Here is a 15,029-nt window from a genome sequence, read left to right as displayed (position 1 = left end):
GAAAACGCGAGGGAAATGGCCGATCCCGTGGATGATAGAGGATGATCGAGGATAGCAGAATGACCGAAGCGACCCTGACCCGGCGTGACTGGATCGGCGGCGTCGCCGCGACCGCGGGGTTGCTGCCCTTCGCCCAGTCCGCATCCGCGCGCCGGATTGCGGCGAGCGACCGGGTCAACGTCGCGGTGATCGGCGCGGGCGGCATGGGCGCGCAGAACATGGCGAAGCTGACCGACCAGAATATCGTCGCGCTGGCGGACGTCGACTTCGCGCATGTCGCCAAATCGATGGTCGACGACAAGGGCGCGGTCCGGAAGGATCGCGTAGCGCTGAAGACGGCGTACGACCGGGCGGAGAAGTTTGCCGATTACCGGCGCATGCTCGACGCGCGGAAGGATATCGACGCGGTGGTGATCGCGACGCCCGATCATCACCACGCGATCGCCGCGAAGACCGCGATGGAGCGGGGGCTGCACGTCTATGTCCAGAAGCCGCTGACCTATACCGTGCGCGAGGGGCGCACGCTGCTCGATCTGGCGCGGCGTAACCCGAAGCTCGTCACGCAGATGGGCAATCAGGGACATTCGGGTGACGATGGCCGCCGCACGGTCGAGCTGATCCGCGGCGGCGTCATCGGAACCGTGCGGGAGGTTCAGGTCTGGACCAACCGCCCGATCTGGCCGCAGGGGGAGGCCCGGCCGGCGCCCGTGCCGAAGCCGGCCAGTCTTGACTGGGACCTGTGGCTCGGGCCGGCGGCGGTCGATTGGGGCTATCACCCGGATTACGCCCACTTCAACTGGCGCGGCTGGGTGCCGTTCGGGGTCGGCGCGCTCGGCGACATGGGCGCGCACCTGATCGATTTCCCGGTTTGGGCGCTGGAGCCGGGCCTGCCGACGCGGGTCGAGACACGGCACAGCCGCTGGGGCGGCGACGACGATGTCTGGGACGGCAAGCCGCCCGCCGACCTGTCTAGCTATCCGCTCGCCAGCATCACCACCTACCGCTTCGGCAACGCCAGGAACGGGCCGCTGACGATGACCTGGTACGACGGCGGCCTGATGCCGCCGACGCCGGACGCGATGCCGGCCACCGCGCGGATGAATCCTGACGGCGGCGTCCTGTATATCGGCGACCGGGGGATGCTGATGCACGAAACCTATGGCGAGAAGCCGGTCATGATCGGCGACGGCGTGGCGGAGCGCGCGGCCGCCGTGCCGGTGTCGCTGCCGCGCATCATCGGCGGCCGCGATGGCCACGAGATGAACTGGATCCGCGCGATCCGCGGGCAGGAGGCGATCTCCTCGCCATTCTCGATCGCCGTGCCGCTGAACGAGACGATGATCCTGGGCATGGTCGCGCTGAGGGCGGACCAGCCGATCGAGTATGACGGCGGGGCGGGGCGGATCACGAACGTGCCCGACGCGAACCGCTTTCTGGATCGGCAGTATCGCAAGGGGTGGTCGATCTGAGGTGGCGTAGGGCGCGTCTGATCCACATTATCGGCGCAGGGCGGCGGTCGTGGTAACGCCGCCGGGTCGTGGGTGTGCGGCGATGCTTGCGGGTGCGGACGATCCTCCTCGGTAATGGGACAGCAACGGGCGCTATCGACGGTGCGGTGCGCAGGCCGGACGGTCGCGCCAGCCGCCACTTCGCCGTCATCGCGCCGCCGACGCTGGGGCATCTGAACCCGTTGCAGGTGCTGGGCGGCGAACTGGTCGCGCTCGGCCACCGGGTGACGTTCGTGCATGCCGGCGAGGTCGGCCTGTACGTTACCGATCCGAGGATGGGCTTCTCGCGGCTGCGCGGGCCGGCGGGGGAGGGGTTCTCGCTCGCCCGGCATCTGACGACGCTCGCCGCGCCGACCGGTCCGGCCGGGATGACGCGGATGATCCGCGCCTCCGCCGACCTGACCGCGATGCTGCTCGATGAAGCGCCGGCGGTGATGGAGCGAATCGGCGCCGATGCGGTGATCGCGGATGCGGCGGAGGCGGCAGGGCCGTTGATCGCGGCCAAGCTGCGCATCCCGCATGTGGTCAGCGTCACCGGGCTGCCGCTGTTGCGGGACGCGGCGGTACCACCGCCGTTCGTCGGCTGGCGCTATCGCACCGATCCGCTCGGGCTGAACCGCAACTGGGGCGGCTATTCCGTGGCCGACCTGCTGCTGCGCCCGATCGCGCGGGTGATCGAGGCGCGGCAAAGGGTCTGGGGCGTGGCGATGCCCGATCCGCAGGCGAGCCGCTACGTCGCGCAGTGCCCGCGTGGACTCGACTATCCGCGCGCCGCCCTGCCGCCGGGCTTCGTCTATGGCGGGCCTTGGCGCGCCGACACGGGCGAGAAGGTCGTGCTGCCCGACGATGACCGGCCGCTGATCTTCTGTTCGCTCGGCACGTTGCAGGGATCGCGGCGCGCGCTGTTCGCGACGATCGCCAGCGCCTGTGCCGCGGTCGGTGCGCGCGCGGTGATCGCGCATGGCGGTGGCCTTTCGGCGGACGAGGAAGCGGGGTTGCCCGGCGATCCGCTGGTGCGGGCCTTCTGGCCGCAACGCGCGGTGCTGCGCCGGTGCGCGGCGGCGGTTCTGCACGGCGGCTTCAACACCGTGCTCGATGCGCTGAGCGAAGGCGTGCCGATGGTCGTGTTGCCGATCGCGTTCGAACAGCCCGGCACCGCGGCGCGGCTGGCGCATCATGGCGCGGCACGCGTGCTGTCGTCGCGTTGGGCGAGCGTCGGTGGCGTTGCGGCGGCGTTGCGTGAGGTGATGACCGGGCCGCATTTCAGGGCGGCAGCGCGGCGCCTCTCGGCGGAGATCGCCGCGGCGGGCGGGGCCGCCGCCGCCGCCGCCACGATCAGCGAGGCATTGACCGTGCGCGGTTGAGGTGGGGCAGCCGCCACCACGGCGTCTGCGGCTTCAGATGATGTTCGTGGTGGTAGGCGCCGAAGTGGAAGCACGTTACCAGCGATGCCAGCGGCGACAGCGAATTGCTGCGCGCATTGTGCTCGTCCGCGAACGGCAGTTCCTCGTGCCGGTGCGGCAGATAGGTGCCGAACACGAACAATTGCGCCAGCGCCAGCAGCGCGGGCACCGCCCAGAACGCGACGATGTTGATGAGCGACGCACCGAGCAGGATGTAGGCAATCGCCGCGACGGTGATCCGCAGGATCTGGCCGTGCGTATAATAGCCCCTGAAGAAATGCACGAACCACGGTAGCGCCTGTCGCGGTGCGCCGGCATGGAAATCGGGGTCGTCGGGGGTGCCGGGTGCGGCGTGGTGCGCGTGATGCTTGGGGTAGAGCGCGGCGTAGGACAGGCCGGCATAGGCGGCGAGGCACAGCGTCCCGATGACCGTGTTCAGCCGGCGCTGCCGTGGTGCGAACGACCCGTGCATGCAGTCGTGCGCGACGATGAACAGCCCAGTGCTCAACCACGCCTGCACGACGATCAGCGCGACCGCGAGCGGTGCGGTCGCCCAGCGCCATTCCCAGAAGAAGATGCCGCCGATGTGAATCGCCAGCCACGCCACACCGATCGCGCCGGCCAGCATCAGGCTCCGTCGGCCATCGGCGGCGGTGTCGCTCATGAATCGACGCGCTGCGACAGCTTGCGCTTCAGTTTCGTCGGGTTGGGTGCGAACAGGAACCCGAAGCTGACGCCGCCCTCCTTGCCCTTCACCGCGTGGTGCAAGCGGTGCGCCTGAAGCAGCCGCTTGGAATAGCCGCGGCGCGGAACCCAGCGCATGCCGAACCGCTGGTGGACCATCATGTCGTGGACGAAGGCGTAGATGCCGCCATAGATCGTGATGCCCAGCGCCGCCCACCACAGCGGCTCCCACCACATGCCCGCGGTGAACAGGCCGACGACGAACACGGCGAAGGTGACGGCGTAGAGGTCGTTCTTCTCGAACGCGCCCTCATGCGGTTCGTGGTGCGAGCGGTGCCAGCCCCAGCCCCAGCCGTGCATCACGTATTTGTGCGTCGCCCAGGCGAAGCACTCCATGAACAGGACCATGCCGACCACCAGGGCCAGCTTCTCAAACCACGTCATCGTCAACTCCAGACCCGGTCGCTGTACGCCGCCGCCGGACCCGCGCCAACCGTCAGCCGGTCACTTCGGTTACTACGCGCGCCGATACCGCCCGTTCCTTCTTGCGTCGCGCGTCGCGCGCGAACCACTTCGCGGCGAAAATCGACAGCGGCGCGAGCGCGATGCCGGCCAGCACGTCGACGCCGTAATGCCCGCCGAACACCGGCGTCGCCACGATCGTGACCCCGGCCCAGACCGGCGCGACGATCCGCCAACCCCTGACGTCACGCTGCGCCCAGGCGAGGATGATCGGCAGCGTCGCATGATAGCTGGGGAACGTCACGATTCCCATCAACTGCGTCAGGTCGAGCGTTCGGAACGATCCGTCCCGCAGCCCCGCGATCATCGCCCGCTCCATCCATGCGACCGAGGGCCAGAGTTGGCGATAGCCGACAGGATCGAAGACGTTGCCCATCGCGGGGGTCGGGCCGGAGATCAGAATCGTCACGAATCCGCCGAGGATCGCCGCCATGACCGCGGTTCTCAGCATGGCGAAGCGGCTGGTGCCGCTGAGAACGACGATGGCGACGATCATCTGCACGGTCAGGCTGTGATAGGCGATGCCGCCGATCCACAGCGCAAGCCGCGACTCGTCGAGCGCGGCGAACACTGCCGGCCAGTCGAACCCCAGCGCACGGTCCACCGCCGCGAGATTGTCGTCCCACAGCGGCCCGCCCCGCGCGGCGAGCGCGTAGGCGAGCACGACGCCGATGATCGTAAACAGCGTCATCTGCAAGAACGCCTCTGCGCCGGCTGCCAGCCGAGGACGGCCGCGGCGGATGCCGAACCCCATCGCCAGCGCCAGCACGAGAAGCCCCGCGGCCGGAGGCAGCGCGCGCGTCGGATCGACGTGGAATCCCAGCCCGCGACAGGCGATCAAGCACGTCGCCGCCATGCCGGCGATCAGCCGCCAGATCGGCGGGTCCCTCCTGTCGTTGATCACACTCACCCCCGCCCAACGCGGCAGCGCGGGCGCGGTGCCGGACTGAAGCGGCGAGTCGGGCGAGGCTAGAAGTTTATGGTGCAACCGCCGTTTCTCCCTCGGCGCGATCGTTGCAAAACAGCTCTGCTGCTTGTTGCCACGCCACCACCCCGGCAAAGGCCGGGGTCCAGTTGGGCAACGCGCTCAGTCGATCACCGCAGACCCCGCGACTGGACCCCGGCCTTCGCCGGGGTGGCAGAAGAGGTTCGGCAACGACCCGTGAACGGGCGGGGTGACAAGGGTCTCGCTGCGATCCAACGAACGACCATACACCTCCAATGTTCTGATAATGTTCTGTCCTACAAGGATTTCTCCTGCCATTCCGGGCTCAGCAGGAGGTAGTAATGACACAGATGGATGCATCAATGCTGATGGCGGTCGCCGCCCTCATTAGCAGTCTGTCGGGCCTGATCTGGACGCTTCGGCGGAAGGCCTGACCGGAGCGGCAATCTTTACCAACATAGGTGCGGGCGAGCCGGATCGCGGGGCGGTGCGGTGCGTGATCCGGTCCGCGTCCTGATCCAGTTTGCAGCGCAGCACGGTGCAATCGGCAACCATCGGAGCAATGGCTGCCCTTTCTCCTTTCCGTGCGATCGGCCTGACCATCGCCGCAATGCTCGTGGCGGGGGTGCCCGTCGCGGCTCAGCAGACGGAGAGCGGCCGGGCAGCGCCGGTCGCGCAACGCGGCAGTCGGTCCGACCCCTCGCCCTCGCCGCAGACCGCGGATACGCAGAACCGGCCGCCGCCGGGCTTGCTCGGGGATCTCGGCGGCGTGCGCCCCTATCTGAGGGATCGTGGCATCGAGCTGACGCTGCGCTACGCCTCCGAAAGCGCCTACAATCCCGCGGGTGGCGAGCGGCATCTGTACGGCGAGACGGGCCAGTTCGATCTCGGCGCGACGATCGATATGGAGCAACTGGCGCAGATCGCCGGAGGGACGTTCCAGGCGACGGTCACCTACCGCCGCGGCCCCGATCTCGGCGCGGATGCGGGGCTCGGCGTGCTGCAACAGGTGCAGGAGGTCTATGGCCGCGGCCAGACGTGGCGGCTCACGCAGTTCTGGTACGAACAGGCGTTCGGCGCGGCACGGCTGAAAGTCGGGCGCAGTTCGCCGGGCGAGGATTTCGAGGGTTTTTCCTGCCATTTCCAGAACCTCAGCTTCTGCGGATCGCAGCCGGGCAACGTGGTCGGCGATTACTGGTACAACTGGCCCGTCAGCCAATGGTCTGCCCGGCTGCGCATCGATCGTGCCGACGGCTTCGTGCAGGTCGGCGTCTACGAGGTGAACCCGCGCAATCTGGAGCGGAATTTCTTCAGTTGGCGGTTCCGCGGCGCGACCGGCGTGCTGGTGCCGGTGGAACTCGGCTGGTCGGGCACGTCGGAGCGCACCGGCCATGTCTGGTCATATCGGGCGGGCGGCTGGTTCAGCAGCGCCGACGGCGACGACGTGCTGCTCGATATCGATCGCCGGCCGCTGATCGTCACCGGCGCGGCACCCTTGCGGCGGTCCGGGCGCTACGGCGGCTGGTTCAGCGTCCAGCAGCAGCTGACCGGCCGGGCCGAGGGCGGCAAGTCGGTATCGGGGCTGAGCGCATTCCTGAACGTCACGCAGGCGGATCGTCGCACGTCGGTAACCGACAATCAGGTGGCGCTGGGGCTGTTCTACAAGGGGCTGGTGCCGTGGCGACCGGGGGACGTGCTCGGGCTCGGGCTGGCGCGGACCAACGTCAACGCGCGCGCGATCCGTGGCGGGACGGCGGGCGAGGGACCGGACGGTCTCGATCCCGGGCTGCGTGACGCGGAATATGCCGCCGAACTCTATTACAGCCTGCACCCGATGCCGTGGCTGGAGCTACGGCCCAATGTACAGGGCATCCACCATCCCGGCGGCCGGCGGAACGCGCGCGACGTGGCCGTGTTGGGCCTGAAGGCGGCGGTGACATTGTGATGCAATGGCGTCTCCGCAGGGCATGGCGCACGGCGTCGCGGGCTTCGATACATGACCCTTCACGACAGGGATGACGGATATGGCGATACGGCAACCGGCCCCCAACGATGCAGTCGATCCGGTCCACGGATCGCGGCGCAGCAAGCTCTTGTTCGTTACGGCGATCGTCGTCGGCCTGTTCGGACTGGCGACGCTGATCGGTGGCGGGTTGCTGATCGGCGTTGGAGGAAGCTGGTATTACGCCATTGCCGGGCTGGCGATGCTCGCGACCGCGTGGCTGCTTTGGCGGCGCAACCCGGCCGCGTTGCACCTGTTCGCGGCCTTGGTGCTTGGCACCGTCATCTGGGCGGTCGCCGAGATCGGCTTCGACTGGTGGCCGCTGGTGCCGCGCGGCGACATCATCTTCCTCATAGGCGCGTTCCTGCTGACCCCCTGGGTCACGCGCCGCCTCGGCCGTCGCTGGCGCAGCGCGGCCGGGCCGCTTGCGGGGGCGCTGGTCGTCGCCGCGATCGTCGGGATCGTGTCGCTGCTGGCGAGCAGTCCGAAGGAATGGGAGGGGCAGCTCCCCGGCCCGCGCGCGGCGATGCCGGCGACGGAGAATGGGATGCCGGCGGGCGACTGGTTCGCGTACGGCGGCGACTGGCGCGGCACCAAATTCTCGCGGCTGACGCAGATCACGCCGGCCAACGTCAAGGATCTGAAGTTCGCGTGGAGCTTTCGCACCGGCGACGTGAAGCGCGCCGGCGATCCGCAGGAAACCACGTACGAGCTGACCCCGATCAAGATCGGCGACACGCTCTACGCCTGCACCCCGCACAACATCGTCATCGCGCTGGATGCGGAGACGGGGAAGCAGCGGTGGCGCTTCGACCCGAAGATGACGACGCCGCCGCACCTCCAGCATCTGACCTGTCGCGGCGTGTCGTACCATGATGCGCGGTGGGCAGGCGCGGCGCAGGCACCGGGCGGCGACTGCCCGCAGCGGATCGTCACCGCCACCAACGACGCGCGTCTGTTCGCGCTCGACGCGCGGACCGGCCGACCCTGCCGGAGCTTCGGCGTCAACGGCGCGGTCGACCTGCGGCCGAACGTCCAGAACTACAATGGCGGCTGGTTCCAGTTCACCTCCGCCCCCGTCGTGACCAAGGGCCTGATCGTGGTCGGCGGCGCGATCTTCGACAATGCCGCCGTCCACATGCCGTCGGGCGTGATTCGCGCGTTCGACGTGGCGACGGGGCGGCTGGTGTGGAACTTCGATCCGGGCAATCCCAACGACACCGCGCCGCTGGGGCCGGGTCGCCATTACGTGATCTCGACGCCCAACAGCTGGACGACCTCGGCCGCCGACGAGGGGCTGGGGATGATCTACGTGCCGATGGGCAATGGTGCGATCGACCAGTGGGGCGGCAAGCGTTCGCCGGAGACCGAGCGCTTCTCGGCCTCGCTCGTCGCGCTCGACATCCCGACCGGACGGGTGCGCTGGGTCTACCAGACCGTGCATCACGATCTGTGGGACATGGACATTCCCGCACAGCCCGCGCTGGTCGACCTGACGATACCGGGCCGCGGCATCGTGCCCGCGGTGGTGCAGTCGACCAAGACCGGCAACATCTTCGTCCTCGATCGCCGTACCGGCCAGCCGGTGCACCCGGTCACCGAACGTCCGGTGCCGGGCGGGCCGGCACCGGGCGACCGCCTGTCGCCGACCCAGCCCTTCTCGGCGGTGACGATGATGCCGCAGCAGCGCATCCGCGAAAGCGACATGTGGGGGGCGACGATGTTCGACCAGCTCGCCTGCCGCATCACCTTCCGCAAGCTGCGCTACGAAGGGCCGTTCACGCCGCCGTCGCTGCGCGGATCGATCGTGTTCCCCGGTAATTTCGGGGTAATGGACTGGGGCGGCATGTCGATCGACCCGGTGCGGCAGGTCGCCTTCGCGCATCCCAATTACATGGCGTTCGTCGATCAGCTGATCCCGCAGGGCGATGCGGGCAAGAGCAACGACTCCGGTGGTGCGGCGGGCGGGTCGGATCGCGGCGGATCGGACGAGCATGGCTTCAATCCCAACAAGGGTGCGCCGTTCGCCGTGTCGCTCAACCCGTTCCTGTCGAAGCTCGGCCTGCCGTGTCAGGCCCCGCCTTGGGGCTATGTCGCCGGCCTCGACCTCGTCAGCGGCAAGGTCGTGTGGCGGCACCGGAACGGCACGATCCGCGACGAGTCGCCCGTGCCGGCGCCGATCAAGATGGGCGTGCCGACGCTGGGCGGGCCGATGATGACCGCCAGCGGCGTCGCCTTCCTCAGTTCCGCGCTCGATTATTATGTCCGCGCCTACGACACCGGCACCGGCGAGGTGCTGTGGCGCGCGCGGCTGCCGGCCGGGGCGCAGGCGACGCCGATGACCTACAGTTCTCCCGCTTCGGGGAGGCAGTTCATAATCGTGGTCGCGGGCGGACATGGGTCGCTCGGTACGCGGATGGGTGATTCGATTATCGCCTACGCGCTGCCAAAGACGTGACGGACGACCGTTCCGTGCGCGGAACGGAAACCTCGTGAGGGCGGTTTTGTCGTGCAACAGGAGGAGTTTGCATGAACGCCAGTGCCCGGCTGACTTCATTAACGCGGATCGGCTTCGCGACGCGAGGATTGCTCTACATCGTCATCGCCGTGCTGATCGTCCGCACCGGCCGCGCCGAGGACCCGAGCGGCGCGCTGGAGTATCTCGGCAAGGGTGGCGGCCAGTGGTTGCTCGGGATCATGGCCGCCGGGCTGGTCGCGTACGGCATCTGGCGGCTGTCCGATGCGGCGTTCGATGTCGAACGCCACGGCAGCGATCGCAAGGGCGCGATGGAGCGTGCCGGTGCGGGCGTCAGCGGCATCGTGCATCTGGTTCTCGCATGGCAGGCGGTGCGGCTGATGCGCGGTGTGGCGGCGTCCGGTGACGGCACGCGGGAGGGCGCTCAAGCCGCAATGGGTCTGCCGGGCGGGTGGGCGCTGGTGATGCTGGGCGGCGTGGTCCTGTTCGGACTGGGCGCGGTGCAGATCGTCAAGTCCGTCAAGGCGGGTTTCCTGCGCTATCTGGACCCGCAGATCGCGTCGCAGCTATGGGCGCAGTGGAGCGGTCGCGCCGGTTATGCCGCACGCGGGTTGGTGTTCATCTTCAGCGCCTTCTTCCTCGTCCGTGCCGGGCTGGAGGAACAGGCCGGCGAGGCGGGCGGCATGGCGCGGGTGCTGTCGTGGCTGACCAGCCCGTTCGACATCATCATCGGTGCAGGCCTGTTCGGCTTCGGCGTGTTCAGCCTGATCGAGGCGCGGTACCGGCGGTTGCACGACGTGCCGGTCGACGGCATCGTGCGGCGCGCGACGACCTTGCACTGAGCGGGCGATCGGCGGACCTTCGGAAGGAATATCATGGTGGTGGATCGTCGACGATGGATGGGACTGCTGACCGTCGCCGGCCTTGCAACCGTGGCGGGTCGCGCCACGGCGGCCGGGCGCGGCGCTACGAAGGGCAAGGTCGTACATCACGTCTTCTTCTGGCTGAAGGACCCGGCAACCGCCCCGAAACTCATTGCCGGCCTGAAGACGTTGCGCGACATTCCCGTCATCCGCGAACTGCGGGTCGGCGTGCCTGCCGATACGGAAAAGCGATCGGTGGTGGACGGCAGCTATCACGTGTCGGAACTCATGATCTTCGACACGGTCGAGGATCAGGCGCGCTATCAGGACCACCCCATACACCAGCGTTTCGTCGCCACCTGCGGCGACCTTTGGGAAAAGGTGGTCGTGTACGACAGCATCGACGTGTAGTGGCTGCCGCTGAGATTGCAGCATATGTTCAAGCGTCCGCTTACCCGCTCGTACTATTCGCGGGAACTATCAACGGCGCAGTGCCTCTTCGGATAACTCAGGTAAGTAATTCACATCAGCGAGAAATAGAGGCGGGGTGACGGCGGCATTAAGCCGTCTGAAAGCGAAAACGTGTCATAAAAGCCCGTCGGTCAACAAGTTCCTGGCAAAGCCGATCGGGCGCTCCGGCATCCGCCATCATCTATCGAGCAGACCATGCCACGATTTTTCCTGAACCTGCACAGCGACGTGGACACCGCGCTGGATACCGAGGGCGCGATGTTTGACTCCTCGGACGACATGAAGGCGGCGGCGCTGGGTGGCGCGAGAGAAATCATTGCGGCCGACGCGATGTCCGGCGTGGTCGATTTGAGCCCGCGTATCGAGGTTCAGGACGAAGCCGGGACAGTCGTTCACGTGCTGTATTTCGCTCAGGCCATCGCGTTCCTCTCCACCGGATCTCGCGCGGCATAACGCCAGTCCGCCGACGTGCCCGACCCGCAGGAGCGATACGGCGTCACCGGGAACGTGACCTGCCGGAAACGGCGCTCCGATCGTGCGGTCACAGCCCGATCTTATCCAGCGCGGCGGCCAGTTCTCCGCTGATGGCCTCGCCGTCGCCACTGTCGGCGTTGCTGGGTGTCATGCGGTTCAGGACGGTGTGGATGCGCTTCTGCGCCACCTCCAGCATCTTTCGGCGCACCTCCCGCGTTTGATTTGTGCGCCATGACGGGCTTTCGCCGACCAGCGCGGCCCATTTGCCCTCCTCCGCCGCCAGCATCGCCAGCGCGAGACGCAGGCCGTCGCGGCGCCCGCGCTCGTAAGGGTCGGACCTGTGCTCGTCATCGTCGGACATGGCATCGTCCTGCGGCAATCGTCGTGCGGCGTCCACCCTGCGCCCGGGAACGGCAACGACGCGTGAGAGTTTCTCCAGCATACTCAACAGGATGAACCCTTATGCGCACGCTCTCGGCGGCGGAGATTGCTACCATGCCGCCTGAGGAGGATGCGCTGAAACCCGCATTGGGCACGGCCGAAATCGCGGCCGAACTGGCGGTTCTGCTTCAACGGGGCGATGTGCTGGTCGCAGAAGCCGACGAGACGCGTGCCCTCGCGCTGACGCGGATACTGGCGGCGATGATGCCGGGCGCGTGCGTCTGTTTCTGTCCCGGCACCGATGCGTTGCCGGGTGACGATGCGCCGGCATCTCCCGGCAATGTCGGCCAGCGCGTCTCCACGCTACGCGCCGTTCGCAGGATGCTGGCGGACAAGCAGCACCCGCCGATCGCACTGGTCACCACCGGCGAGGCACTGGCCAACGCCTATCCCGCGCCTGTCGCGTTCGAGGCGGAGCCGCCGAAGGTGGCGGCCGGCGCGGCGTGCGACCTTCAGGCGCTGTACGATCAACTCGTCTCGATCGGCTATATCGCGGACGAGCGAGTGGACGAGCCCGGCGAGGTCGCGTTGCGCGGGCAAGTGCTGGACGTATTCCCCGCCGATGCCGACGACCCCGTGCGGATCGAGGTCGCGGAGGGCGTGATCGCGTCGATCCGCTGCTACGACCCCATCGACCAGCGCGCGGTCGGCGAGATCGAGCATCGGGAACTCGGTCGCGTCGCGGAGCCGCCGCTTGGCGACGATCGCTGTCCGCTGACCACGCATTTGCCGGGGGCTACGATCGCCTTCACCCCCGCCGCGGACGAACGCCGCCGGCGCCTGTTGCTGCTGAGCAAGGATGCCGCACGCAGGGGTTCCCGTCGCGCCGCACGCGAAGTGATCGACGACGCCGGCTGGCGCGCTGCGCTGAAAGGCCGCGACACGGTGACCTTGCGGCGCACCGACGAACCGCCGGCCCGCTTCGTCGAACAGCGTGCGCCGCTGCGCGCCTTCGCAAAGGTCGGCAAGGCGGCGATCGAAGCCGGTGACCGCGTCGTCCTCCTGGGTGGCGAGCGCGACCTGCGCTTCCTGACCCGGCGTCTGGAAAGCGTGCTGGACCAGCCGGCCGAACAGCGCGCGACATGGGCCGCCGTCCACGATGCCGCGCCCGGCACGCTGCTGACACTCGCGGTCCCGGCCGATCGCGGCTTTCGCCGGCCCGGCATCCTCGCCGTGGCAGCATCCGACCTGATCGGCAGCCGCGCCGACCGTGATGAAGCGCCGTCGCGTGCGGCCAATGTCTCGCTGATCCAGACCGCGGAGATCCGCGTCGGCGACACGGTCATCCACGAGGATCACGGCATCGGTACCGTGACCGGGCTCGAAACGCTGCCCGGTGACCAGGAGCAGCCGGGCGGCGACGCAATCAAACTCACCTATGCGAAGAACGCGGTGCGCCTCGTTCCCGTCGCGGAGGCGGATCGGCTGTGGCGCTACGGCGCGGAGGACGACGCGGTCACGCTCGACACGCTCGACGGCAAGAGCTGGCAGCAGCGCCGCGCGGGGATCGACGCCACGATCGCCGAAGCGGCACGCCAATTGACCGAAATGGCAGCGGAGCGTGCCGATCGCACTGCGCCGGTGCTGGACCCCGCCCCCGCCGATTATGAGCGGTTCGCGGCCGGGTTCCCCTTCTCCGAAACGCCCGACCAGCTCGCCGCGATCGAGGCGGTGCGCAGCGACCTTGCCTCCGGGCGGCCGATGGACCGGCTCGTCATCGGCGATGTCGGCTATGGCAAGACGGAGGTGGCTTTGCGCGCCGCGGCGGTCGCGGCACTGTCCGGGAGGCAAGTTGCGCTGGCCGCGCCGACCACCGTACTCGCTCGCCAGCATCTCGACAGCTTCGCGCGCCGGTTCGACAATACCGACATCGTCGTCGCCGGCCTGTCGCGGCTGTCGACACCCGCGGAGAAGCGCCGCGTCAAGGCCGGGCTGGCCGATGGCAGCATCCATGTCGTGATCGGCACCGGCGCGGTCGCCGGAAAAGGTATGGCGTACAAGGATCTGGCGTTGGTCATCGTCGACGAGGAGCAGCGCTTCGGGGCCGCCGACAAGGCGCGGTTGCAGGATCTGTCCGCCGGCCACGTCCTGACGCTGTCGGCGACGCCGATCCCGCGCACGCTCCAGACCGCGCTCGTCGGCCTGCGCCAATTGTCGATCATCGCAACGCCACCGGCGCGGCGACAGCCGATCCGCACCGCTGTCTCGACGTTCGATACCGAAGTGCTGCGCGCGGCGTTGTTGCGGGAGCGGGCGCGGGGCGGGCAAAGTTTCGTGGTGGTGCCACGGATCGCCGACATGGCGCCGCTGGCGGAGACGCTTAACAAGCTCGTCCCGGAGCTCGAACTGCTCCAGGCGCACGGGAAGATGCCAGCGGCTGAGATCGACGAGGCGATGGTCCGGTTCGGGCGCGGCGACGGCGACGTCCTGCTGGCGACCAACATCATCGAAGCGGGGCTCGACGTGCCGCGCGCGAATACGATGGCGATCGTTCACGCCGACCGGTTCGGGCTGGCGCAATTGCACCAGTTGCGTGGGCGCGTCGGTCGCGGCCATCGCCGCGGGCAGGTGCTGCTGTTCACCGATGCCGAGCAGGCGATCGCCCCCCGCACGCTCAAGCGGCTGCGGACGCTGGAGGCGTTCGACCGGCTGGGTGCGGGCTTTGCGATCAGCGCCCGCGACCTTGACATGCGCGGAGCCGGCGATCTGCTGGGCGAGACGCAGGCGGGTCACATGCGGCTGATCGGCGTCGAACTGTATCAGCAGTTGCTGGAGGGGGCGTTGCGCGTGGCGCGCGGGGAAACGGCTGAGCGGTGGACGCCGGAACTGAATCTGGGCGTCGAGGGCCGACTGTCCGAAGAGTGGATCCCGGACGAGGACCTGCGCATCTCGCTGTACGCACGGCTCGCGCGGCTGCGGGACGCGGTGGAACTGGACGCATTCGAGCAGGAATTGCAGGACCGCTTCGGGGAATTGCCCGACGAGGCCCAGCGCCTGCTCGCGGTCGCACGGCTGCGCGAACTGGCGCGCGATCACGGGATCGCCCGGATCGATGCGGGACCAGCCGCGATCGCGCTGACGCCCCGATCGGACAGCGACTTGGCCGGAGGGTTCGAAGGTTTGACCGAGAAGAACGGGCGGCTGTTGCTGCTGGAACGAATCGATGATGCGGCGGCGCGGCTGGAGCGTCTGGTGGGGCTGCTCGGATGACGGTCGCGGAGCCAGTCGATCGGTCGTAC

General features: G+C 68.3%; 12 protein-coding genes. 8 read left to right on the top strand and 4 right to left on the bottom strand.

The genetic code is table 11. The features are described from left to right. The first annotated feature begins 59 nt into the window (after positions 1-59). Together AC0CH8_RS13050 and AC0CH8_RS13045 are read left to right on the top strand one after the other, a co-directional pair. Complete coding sequence (locus AC0CH8_RS13050; RefSeq protein WP_465240268.1) at positions 60-1,469, top strand: Gfo/Idh/MocA family protein; 1,410 nt, start codon at positions 60-62, stop codon at positions 1,467-1,469. Positions 1,470-1,615: 146 nt separating this feature from the next. After that, complete coding sequence (locus AC0CH8_RS13045) at positions 1,616-2,872, top strand: nucleotide disphospho-sugar-binding domain-containing protein (RefSeq protein ID WP_465240267.1); 1,257 nt, start codon at positions 1,616-1,618, stop codon at positions 2,870-2,872. Here the strand turns inward: AC0CH8_RS13045 and AC0CH8_RS13040 are convergent. The 3 genes from AC0CH8_RS13040 to AC0CH8_RS13030 are packed head-to-tail and all read right to left on the bottom strand — an operon-like array spanning position 2,844 to position 5,105. Then, positions 2,844-3,575, bottom strand: coding sequence for a fatty acid desaturase (locus AC0CH8_RS13040; protein WP_465240266.1), 732 nt, complete (start codon positions 3,573-3,575; stop codon positions 2,844-2,846). The genes AC0CH8_RS13045 and AC0CH8_RS13040 overlap by 29 nt on opposite strands. Further along, positions 3,572-4,039 carry a sterol desaturase family protein gene (locus tag AC0CH8_RS13035; protein WP_465240265.1) on the bottom strand — a complete coding sequence of 156 codons (468 nt, stop codon included), beginning with the start codon at positions 4,037-4,039 and terminating at the stop codon, positions 3,572-3,574. Before AC0CH8_RS13035 ends, AC0CH8_RS13040 begins: the two co-directional genes overlap by 4 nt. A gap of 52 nt (positions 4,040-4,091) precedes the next feature. Next, positions 4,092-5,105 carry a phosphatase PAP2 family protein gene (locus AC0CH8_RS13030; RefSeq protein ID WP_465240264.1) on the bottom strand — a complete coding sequence of 338 codons (1,014 nt, stop codon included), beginning with the start codon at positions 5,103-5,105 and terminating at the stop codon, positions 4,092-4,094. Positions 5,106-5,625: 520 nt separating this feature from the next. Here AC0CH8_RS13030 and AC0CH8_RS13025 point away from each other — a divergent pair. The 5 genes from AC0CH8_RS13025 to AC0CH8_RS13005 all read left to right on the top strand — a co-directional run bounded on the left by AC0CH8_RS13025 (position 5,626) and on the right by AC0CH8_RS13005 (position 11,328). Then, entirely contained in the window at positions 5,626-7,008 is a 1,383-nt protein-coding gene (locus AC0CH8_RS13025; RefSeq protein WP_465240263.1) for a carbohydrate porin, read from the top strand. Positions 7,009-7,087: 79 nt separating this feature from the next. Next, positions 7,088-9,523, top strand: a complete 2,436-nt coding sequence (locus AC0CH8_RS13020; protein ID WP_465240262.1) for a glucose/quinate/shikimate family membrane-bound PQQ-dependent dehydrogenase — start codon at positions 7,088-7,090, stop codon at positions 9,521-9,523. 71 nt (positions 9,524-9,594) lie between these two features. After that, on the top strand, positions 9,595-10,383 hold the full coding sequence (locus tag AC0CH8_RS13015) for a DUF1206 domain-containing protein (protein ID WP_465240261.1): 789 nt from the start codon (positions 9,595-9,597) through the stop codon (positions 10,381-10,383). Positions 10,384-10,440: 57 nt separating this feature from the next. Continuing rightward, on the top strand, positions 10,441-10,815 hold the full coding sequence (locus tag AC0CH8_RS13010; protein WP_465240260.1) for a Dabb family protein: 375 nt from the start codon (positions 10,441-10,443) through the stop codon (positions 10,813-10,815). Between the two features lie 255 nt (positions 10,816-11,070). Beyond that, entirely contained in the window at positions 11,071-11,328 is a 258-nt protein-coding gene (locus tag AC0CH8_RS13005; RefSeq protein ID WP_204196793.1) for a DUF6894 family protein, read from the top strand. A gap of 88 nt (positions 11,329-11,416) precedes the next feature. Here AC0CH8_RS13005 and AC0CH8_RS13000 read toward each other — a convergent pair whose 3' ends face one another. Beyond that, entirely contained in the window at positions 11,417-11,710 is a 294-nt protein-coding gene (locus AC0CH8_RS13000; protein ID WP_465240259.1) for a hypothetical protein, read from the bottom strand. A 101-nt stretch (positions 11,711-11,811) separates the two neighbouring features. Between AC0CH8_RS13000 and AC0CH8_RS12995 the strand changes: the two genes are divergently transcribed. Further along, positions 11,812-15,000: a TRCF domain-containing protein gene (locus AC0CH8_RS12995; protein WP_465240258.1), complete on the top strand. Its 3,189-nt coding sequence runs from the start codon at positions 11,812-11,814 to the stop codon at positions 14,998-15,000. Positions 15,001-15,029: the final 29 nt, after the last annotated feature.

The sequence above is a fragment of the Sphingomonas sp. AC435 genome, from assembly GCF_979253005.1.
Note: the sequence above shows the minus strand (reverse complement) of the source record. Positions and strands in the feature narration are given on the sequence as shown.